An 8,690-nucleotide genomic window follows, 5' to 3' on the forward strand; every position below is an offset into this window, starting at 1 on the left:
GCTTACTTAGGAACTTTTAGAAAGTGACGTATAAACGCGTTGGTTTCTGGGTCGGCCAAGCTGGCTTTATCAATTAAGCGAATAGGCACTTCGGTGGTGGGCGCAATTTGCTCACCTTTGAGTAGCATATTGGCTTGTTGCATCACTTGGTAGCCCATGGCGTAAGGGTCTTGAACCACAAGTTGAGTGATCACATCGTCATGGAGTAAGCGATATATCCCGTCATTAATATCAAAGCCTGCCAACAAAGTATTGCCGCGCTTAAGTTTTTTGATTGCTAAAGCCGCCCCCTCGGTGGTGGCTTCATTGACCGCTAAAACCATATTGATCCGGGGATCCGCAACCAAGGCGGCATAGGTGGCATGTAGTGCGCTGCCCTTGGTTGAGCCTGCTTCAATTAACGTGAGTGAAGTGATCCCATAGTGTTTGAGTTGGTCTTGAAAGCCAACCAGCCGCTCTTCGGTAGAGGCATGCCCTGCGTCATTTTGCACAATCAAAGCATGAACATCACCGCGAAATTGCGTGGCTATCGATTCAACTAAACGTTTGCCCGCTTGGTAGTTGTTACTGGCAATAAACCCCATCGGGTTGGCACCAATGGCTTGTGAATCAAATACTAAAACCCGTTTGCCTCGGCGTTGGTATTGCATAATAAAAGGGGTTATTAAGTGGGCGTCTATGGCAGCAACGGCCAAGACTTCAACGTTAGAATTCAGGTAATTACGTATGATGGCAATTTGGGAATTGAGATCGTTATCATTGTAAGGGCCCCGCCATATGACCGGTTGATTAAGCTCATTGCTAGCTTTTTTTACTCCTGATTCAACAACTTGCCAAAAAGTGAGGCTCATTCCTTTAGGCACAATTAGTATTTTCGGCTGATCCATCGACGCCGCAAACGCAGAAGCAGAAAATAATAAATAAAAACCAAATAATCTAAATAAAATTCTAACCATAGACCCATCAGTTGGTATTGAAGGTGTAATTAATCACGCTTATTTTAGTATAACTAACTATTTATCATATGGGGCTGATATCTGCTACTAATCATCCGCGATTGAACACTGCGTTAGTTTTATGGCTTATCAGGTAAAAGTGATCCTTAACCTTGTATTAAGCTGATTGATTTAGCGGTAAACTGATGGCGTTTGATTTAAGATTTGGAATAACTATGCTCCGTATTATTTTCATCAGTGTCTGTATCTTGGCCTTATTCAGTTGCTCTACGCCACCCATAGAGCCCCCCATAGAGCCCCCTGCCCCCACCTTTGGTAAACAGCCTTCAGAACAAACCTTTACTCAGGTTTTGACTCCTGTGCCTCAAGTTCAAAGTGATAAACCAAGGGATTACAGTTTGTTTACCTTGCAAGCCGCGCAGGTTAAAAGTCGTTCCCCCAATTTAGTAAAACAACATAATGGGCTTTATCAGCGGGTGGAGCAGTGGTCTGAACAAAATGGCGACCCTGCAGATTTAAGTCAATATGGCATCAGTGCCATGCAAATGGGCGGGGCAGACGGTCAAGGTAACGTCTTATTCACGGGTTACTTTTCGCCGGTTATGAAGATAAAACACCAAGCTGATGCATTGTATAAATATCCCCTCTATGGGATGCCAAAGTGTTCAGGTAAATGCCCTAGTCGTGCTGAAATTTATGCCGGCGCGCTTGATCATCAAGGCCTCGAGATAGGTTACAGTAAGTCATTGCTTGATAACTTTATGCTAGAAGTACAAGGCAGTGGTTTTGTTTACTTTGAAGACGGTGGCGACAAGCAATATTTTGCCTATGCTGGCAAAAATGGCCATGCTTACACCAGTATCGGCAAGGTATTGATTGAACAAGGCGAGGTACCTCGTGAGAAAATGTCGCTGGAAGCCATTAAACAATGGGCACAGCAGCAAGACGAAGCCAAGCTACAAGCCTTATTGGAACAAAACGCCTCGTTTGTATTCTTTAAAGCCAATGAACAACTTGATGTGATTGGTTCGGCAGGGATCCCCTTGATTGGTGGCGCGGCGGTGGCTGGCGACCGTAAACACTTGCCAATGGGCAGTGTGATTTTAGCTGAAGTGCCACAACTAGATGCCAATGGCGATTGGACCGGACATCATGTCTTGAAACTACTTATGGTGTTAGATACAGGTGGGGCAGTAAAAGGAAGCCATTTGGATTTGTATCATGGCCTAGGCATACAAGCGGGACGTAATGCTGGCTACTACAAACACTTTGGTCGGGTGTGGCTGCTAAGCTATACCCCGTAACAACCGCTTTCTAAGTTACTCGCGCAACAAGTGTTAAGTTTGCTGCGCGAAGTTGATTATAGTTGTTCGGCTTGAGACAGGGCCTTAGTCGTGGCAACCAGTTTGGCCGATTGGCGATAGTTATAAGCTAGGCGAATGCTAAGCAAGATCGCCGCTGAGGTTAAGCCAGCAATAAACCCAATCCAATAACCTTGTGCGCCTAATGTGGGTAACGAGATGGGCCCTAAGGTTAAGCCGCTTGCTAAGCTGTAACCCAAAGGTAAACCTATCAGCCAAAATGATACTAAGGTGATATAAAATATCACTTGGGTGTCTTTGTAGCCGCGTAATATACCGGCAATGATAACTTGTATCGTGTCTGAGAACTGATAGACACATGCTAACACCAACAAGCTAATGGCCAGCTCAATGACGGCCACTTCGTCGGTATAGAAACCGGCAATTTGTTGGCGAAATACGTAACTGAATGTGGCGGTGACCACCGCGATGGCCAGGCCAAACAGGATAGCGGTATTGGCCGCGGTTTTCGCTTGCTCGGGCTTGCGTTCACCCAAACTATGGCCGACACGAATACTGGCTGCGATACCAATGCTTAACGGGATCATAAACACCATCGACGAGTAGTTAATCGCGATTTGGTGGCTAGAAACAACTAATGAGCCCATAGGTGCGAGTAACAGAGCCACCACGGTAAATAAAGTGACTTCAAAAAATGTTGCCGCAGCCACAGGAAAGCCAAGCTTAAATAATCGCTTCATTTGTTTCACATTGGGCTTAATCAAGCGGCGAAACGGATGCAAGGGTTTAAATTCAGCGTCTAATAACACATAAGCCAGCATGGCCAGACCCATGGCAAGATATACCAAGGCCGTGGCCACACCGCAACCAATGCCGCCCAACGCCGGCATGCCAAATTTACCAAATATAAATATGTAGTTAGCAGGAATGTTAACAGCCAAGCCAACGAAACCGATTATCATTGACGGTACGGTGCGAGACAGGCCATCACACAAACTGCGCAGGACTAAATACAGGGCAAAGGGCGGGATCCCCCAAATGACCGCATGTAAATAACCTTTGGTAAGGCGGGCTAATTCAGGCTCAACATCCATCCAGAACAGCACCCAAGGGGAATAGTACAAGGCGAGCATAAGCAGGGCACTGAGTATCAGCGCCAGCCACAAGGCTTGCATTAACGAGAACGGGATTTGCTTGCGCTTTTTACCCCCATTTAGATGGGAAACAATGGGCGTGACCGCCATGATCAAACCTTGAAGCAGCAAAATAGCTGGGATCCAAAAGCTTGACGCGACCGCCACGGCCGCCATATCGGTGGCACTGACTTTACCCGCCATAACAGTGTCGATAAAGCCCATGGTTGTCATTGCGATTTGTGCAATTAAAATAGGCCAACTGAGTTTAATTAAATGAGATAATTCCTGCTTGTACGAGCTCAAGGTGTCTCCAACTACTAAGGGGTATTCATGTTTACTGGAATTGTGATGGCGAAAGCACCCATTACCGAGATCCAAACTAAACCGGGTCTCAATACGCTGGTGGTATCATTACCAGCGCGATTGAGCCAAGGCATTGCAATCGGTGCAAGTATCGCGTTAAACGGAACCTGTTTAACTGTGGTAAAGCAGCAAGATAATAATGTGTATTTCGATGTAATGGAAGAAACATTAAGGCTAACCAACCTAGCGCAGTTAAAAGTAGGGGACTGGGTGAATGTCGAGCGCGCGGCAACCTTTGGCGCCGAAATCGGCGGCCACTTATTATCGGGCCATATTCATACTCAGGTCACCTTGGTTGAGCGAAAGCAAAGCGCCAACAACACAGCCCTACGCTTTGAGTTTGACAGCCAGTGGCGCAAGTACATCTTGTCTAAGGGCTATATTGCCATTGACGGTATTAGCTTAACCTTAGGTGAAGTGACTGAGCAGGACTTTTGGGTGCATTTGATCCCAGAAACCTTGCGTGTCACCACCTTAAGCGACAAAGCCATTGGCGATAAACTCAACATCGAGATTGATAGTCAAACCCAAGCCGTAGTGGACACAGTAGAGCGGGTTTTGGCGCAGCGCCAAGCTTAAAAAAAGGCGTTGCTGTTTGATGAGCAACGCCGTTTTAACATGAAACTTAGCCAGTCGGCCTATGCTTTTTGTTCAGAGAGCTTTTCAATGGTTAAGATCAGGCCAAGACCCGTTAACATTAATACCACACACAACCAAGTTTGTGGGTCTTGCCCTGTCAGTACGGCAAAATCATTTGGCAGAATATTGCTGGTAGTGAGTGGTTTTTCAATGCCTTTAGAGCTTAAGTAAGTACTGGTTACTTGCTTCCATGGCCACAGCACATTCAAAGAGCCAATTAAAAAACCCGCCAGTAGGGCAAAGGTCGCTTCATGAAAACGCGCTAATAGCCAAGACAAAAAGCGTGAAAATGACATAAGGCCAATCACACAGCCAATCATAAATAAGCCCAATAAGATAAAGTCGCGATCATTGACCGCCGTTAACACGTGACCATACATGCCCATTAACAGCAAAATAAAACTGCCGGAGATCCCAGGTAAGATCATGGCGCAAATAGCGATGGCGCCGGAGACCAAGAAAAACCAAGGGGCAGGGTCGACTGAGCTTGGACTAATGCTCGTGATAACAAAAGCGATCACTGTGCCTGCGAGCAAACTGGTTATATTGACTGCCCCCCAATGATCAATTTGCTTAGCGATATGGATAACCGACGCGATAATCAAACCAAAGAAAAATGACCAAACCAGCAAAGGGTGATTGGCCAGTAGATAAGTGATGATCTTGGCAAGAGAGGCAATGCTGATCAGCAAGCCTGAAAACAATACCGCCAAGAAGGTGCCGTCGATGTGTTGCCAGCAGGCTTTAATACCCTGTTTGGTTAATACTTGTAGTGCGGTTAAGTTAACGCTTTTAATGGCATTTAATAAACGCTCATAAATCCCCGTCACAAAAGCGATGGTACCGCCTGACACTCCGGGCACCACATCAGCAGCGCCCATCCCAGCGCCTTTTAAAAAGAGTAAAAACCAATCACGGCTTGAATACTTGTTCGACATAAGTTGGAGCACTCCTTGTTTGCACGCTGTCCAAATAATATACAATCAAACCAACTGCATAGCGCCTAAACAAGGCCGCAAGACAATTGAAAATGGCGCTAGTTTACACGTTTTATGCAGCATAAACCTCAGTAAATGTGAGCGCCTTGGAAAAAAATGCGCAGTTAGCCTAGTCCAGATCATTTCAGCGGTTGTCATTGCCCGTAAAATAACAAACAATGTCGAAAAAATTGAATCATCTGGAGTAATCATGAACACGCATTCCGTTGTCGCCGATGTCGGTGGAACCAATATCCGTCTTGCCACGGTTGATAAGCAAACCGGTGAGCTTGGCCAAATCAAAAAGTACCTATGTGCTGACTTTGCTACCATCGCCGATGTGGTTAAGTTGTACTTTGCCGAGCTAGATGGCCTAGTAAAAGAGCTGTGTATTGCCATTGCGTGTCCGGTTGATGATGACTTGATTGAGATGACCAACCACACTTGGTCATTTTCCCAATCCGTGTTAAAAGCCGCGCTGAGTTTAGATAAGCTTTATGTGATCAACGATTACACCGCCATTTCACTTGCCGTGCCATTTTTAGCTGATGATGAAAAAGTACAAATCGGTGGCGGCACGGTTAAAGATAAAAAAGCCATTGGCATCTGTGGTCCAGGTACCGGATTAGGCGTGGGTCATTTGATCAACATTAACGATAAATGGATAAGCCTAGACGGCGAGGGCGGCCATACCTCTTTTGCCCCTGTTGCTGAAGATGCCCGTCAAGTTTTGGCGGTATTAGCCGAAGAAATGGGCCATGTTAGCGCCGAGCGTTTGTTATCGGGCCAAGGCCTAGAAAACATCTACCGCGCCCTGTGTAAACTCGAAGGCCAAGACCCAGCATTAGCCACTGCGGCCGATGTAAGCCGCGCCGGCCTTGCCAACGATTGCCCGATAGCCGCGCGTACCTTAGTGGTATTTTGCCAAGGCTTAGGCACCTTTGCCGGTAACCTAGCATTAAACCTGGCCTGTGAAGGCGGCGTGTATATCGCCGGCGGTATCGTACCGCGCTTTATCGATTATTTTAAAACCTCTGAATTTAGAGCTTGTTTTGAATACAAGGGCCGCTTTAGCGAATACAACGCCGGCATCGCCACCTTTGTGGTACTGCACCCCGATCCTGGCCTATTTGGCGCAGGGGTGTACCTACGCCAAGAGCTGAAATTGATTTAGATTAACCACTTGCTGGGTTTTTAAGCAAACAGTAGTTAAATGCACTTTAACAGTTGACGGATGAAAACGATTTCCTTATCCTTGCCGCCACTGTTTGAGGCAGCCTATCGCGCCAAGTAGTAAAGCGATAACAAGCTAACACCCAGCAGCACAATCTAATTAGGTGAGGTGTCCGAGTGGCCGAAGGAGCACGCCTGGAAAGTGTGTATACGGAAACGTATCGAGGGTTCGAATCCCTCCCTCACCGCCACATTCAAGTTTAAAGACGTCTCAGGACGTCTTTTTTCTTATCTTAAGTTTATCAAAATCAATCAGTTACTATCTTGTAGCGTTCCATAATGTTCCACAAAAGCGTTTGTTTTTCGTAATACTTAAAGTAATACCCAGGTTTGCTATCTGATGCTAGTATTACTTTAGAGCACTAATTCAGGTATTACTTTGTTGTCAATTTCTCCATCATCATGAGCTATAACTTCATTTTATTTAGATAGTTATCAGCCATAAGTAATACCTTGATTTTTCGGCTATCCAGCTTTGAGCAGGTATTACTTGAGGGATCAAAATGGCGAACAATCTAACAGCAAGGCAAGTCCAAACAGCAAAACCCAAAGATAAGCTCTATCGACTATCTGATGGTGGTAACCTCTACTTCTGTGTGCGTCCTAGCAACTCTCGATCTTGGCAGTTTCGCTACAAACGTCCAGGTCAGGATAAAATCACCTATCTCTCTTTTGGTACCTATCCCGACATGTCTCTCGCTGAAGCTCGAGAGAAAGCTCTCGAAGCACGGAAGTTGCTAGCGGATGGTATCGATCCTCAATTAGCGAAAGCAGAGCAGAAAGCCAAAGCGATCACCGAGCAAAATGCGACATTCAAGTTTGTTGCCGAACAATGGAAGGTGACAAAAGAAGGTCAGATCAAAGAGAAGACGTTGAATGGGAACTGGCGTAAGCTCGAACTCTACGCTTTTCCAAAGCTTGGTACCATTCCAGTAAGTAAGATCACGGCGCCAATCGCCATCGCTGCTTTACGGACAACTGAATCAAAGGGCTTGCTTGAAACGGTGAAACGTACTGCGCAGTTAATGAATGAGATCATGAACTACGCGGTAAATAGCGGCGTGATACATGCCAATCCATTGTCTGGCATTCGCGATGTGTTTAAGAAACACAAAGTCGTTCACATGAAAGCACTACAACCGCATGAAATGCATGAGCTTATTCGCACGGTTGCTACAGCCAATATACAGCACGTCACGCGTTTTTTAATTGAGTGGCAGCTTCACACTATGGTTCGACCTAATGAGGCGTCTGGTGCTCGCTGGGAAGAGATTGATATAGAAAATCAGCTGTGGATCATCCCGAAAGAGCGCATGAAGATGAACCGGGAACATGTAGTTCCTCTAACGGCCCAGACTTTGGCAATCCTTGAAGCGATTAAACCGATTAGTGGCCATCGCGAGTTTGTTTTTCCATCGAGCCGTAATCCTAAGGTACCCACTGATTCCGAGACAGCCAACAAAGCGCTTGGCCGAATGGGCTTTAAGGATAGAACGACGGCTCACGGCATGAGGGCACTTGCCAGTACCACACTCAATGAAAAAGGTTTTGATGCCGATGTGATTGAAGCGGCGTTGGCTCACACCGATAAGAACCAAATACGCAAAGCCTACAACAGAACCGACTATCTCGACTCCCGACGCCAGCTCATGTCCTGGTGGAGTGAGCATATCGAGAAATCAAGCTATGGAAGTTACAGTGTTACCGGAGGCAGTTACCTGCAGCAGGTTAACTAGTAGCTTTCTGTATGAGCGGTGGTTCGGTTTTAGTTGATGGCCAGCAGACATCGATACCAAATCTTTTCAGACATATGTCATCAGGGTGAAATCTACTTATTGATGAGGTGTCACAATGCCAAACAAACCAATTCGTTTAATCCGCCTAAAAGAAGTACTCGCGATGACTGGGTTATCCAGATCTGGTGTGTATCGCTCGATACAGGGCGAGATCTAACATTATTAGTAAGGTCTAATTGCTGATAATTTATGCACTATGGGCGTTTTATGAGCTTATTTTTCCTTTTCCTAGAAAATCATATATTAAATTGAACTAACTGTATTTTCA

The 8,690-nt window shown here is 45.9% G+C and carries 8 protein-coding genes and 1 tRNA gene; 6 read left to right on the forward strand and 3 right to left on the reverse strand.

What is annotated here, in order from left to right; all coding sequences use genetic code 11:
- Positions 1-2 precede the first annotated feature (2 nt).
- Positions 3-956, reverse strand: a complete 954-nt coding sequence (locus tag K6Y21_RS11105; RefSeq protein ID WP_233071917.1) for a substrate-binding domain-containing protein — start codon at positions 954-956, stop codon at positions 3-5.
- A gap of 215 nt (positions 957-1,171) precedes the next feature.
- Here K6Y21_RS11105 and mltA point away from each other — a divergent pair, with 215 nt between their 5' ends.
- Positions 1,172-2,260 carry a murein transglycosylase A gene (mltA, locus tag K6Y21_RS11110; RefSeq protein ID WP_233071918.1) on the forward strand — a complete coding sequence of 363 codons (1,089 nt, stop codon included), beginning with the start codon at positions 1,172-1,174 and terminating at the stop codon, positions 2,258-2,260.
- A 56-nt stretch (positions 2,261-2,316) separates the two neighbouring features.
- Here the strand turns inward: mltA and K6Y21_RS11115 are convergent, their stop codons facing one another.
- Positions 2,317-3,717 (reverse strand): MATE family efflux transporter, encoded by a 1,401-nt coding sequence (locus K6Y21_RS11115; RefSeq protein WP_233071919.1) that lies wholly within the window; start codon positions 3,715-3,717, stop codon positions 2,317-2,319.
- Between the two features lie 27 nt (positions 3,718-3,744).
- Here K6Y21_RS11115 and K6Y21_RS11120 point away from each other — a divergent pair, with 27 nt between their 5' ends.
- Positions 3,745-4,356 carry a riboflavin synthase subunit alpha gene (locus K6Y21_RS11120; protein ID WP_233071920.1) on the forward strand — a complete coding sequence of 204 codons (612 nt, stop codon included), beginning with the start codon at positions 3,745-3,747 and terminating at the stop codon, positions 4,354-4,356.
- A 59-nt stretch (positions 4,357-4,415) separates the two neighbouring features.
- Here K6Y21_RS11120 and K6Y21_RS11125 read toward each other — a convergent pair whose 3' ends face one another.
- On the reverse strand, positions 4,416-5,354 hold the full coding sequence (locus K6Y21_RS11125; RefSeq protein ID WP_233071921.1) for a polyprenyl-phosphate transporter: 939 nt from the start codon (positions 5,352-5,354) through the stop codon (positions 4,416-4,418).
- A gap of 250 nt (positions 5,355-5,604) precedes the next feature.
- Here K6Y21_RS11125 and K6Y21_RS11130 point away from each other — a divergent pair, with 250 nt between their 5' ends.
- The 4 genes from K6Y21_RS11130 (at position 5,605) to K6Y21_RS21465 (ending at position 8,579) form a co-directional block, all read left to right on the forward strand.
- A complete protein-coding gene (locus tag K6Y21_RS11130) occupies positions 5,605-6,567 on the forward strand; it encodes a glucokinase (protein ID WP_233071922.1) in 963 nt (320 codons plus the stop codon).
- Between the two features lie 162 nt (positions 6,568-6,729).
- Positions 6,730-6,817, forward strand: a tRNA-Ser gene (locus K6Y21_RS11135).
- 312 nt (positions 6,818-7,129) lie between these two features.
- The gene (locus tag K6Y21_RS11140) at positions 7,130-8,362 is read left to right on the forward strand and encodes a tyrosine-type recombinase/integrase (protein ID WP_233071923.1); all 1,233 of its coding nucleotides are present in this window, start codon (positions 7,130-7,132) and stop codon (positions 8,360-8,362) included.
- A gap of 115 nt (positions 8,363-8,477) precedes the next feature.
- Entirely contained in the window at positions 8,478-8,579 is a 102-nt protein-coding gene (locus K6Y21_RS21465) for a helix-turn-helix transcriptional regulator (protein WP_285229738.1), read from the forward strand.
- The last annotated feature ends 111 nt before the right edge of the window (positions 8,580-8,690 follow it).

Source organism: Motilimonas eburnea (assembly GCF_021295345.1).
Lineage (GTDB): Bacteria > Pseudomonadota > Gammaproteobacteria > Enterobacterales > CBDFNC01 > Motilimonas > Motilimonas eburnea.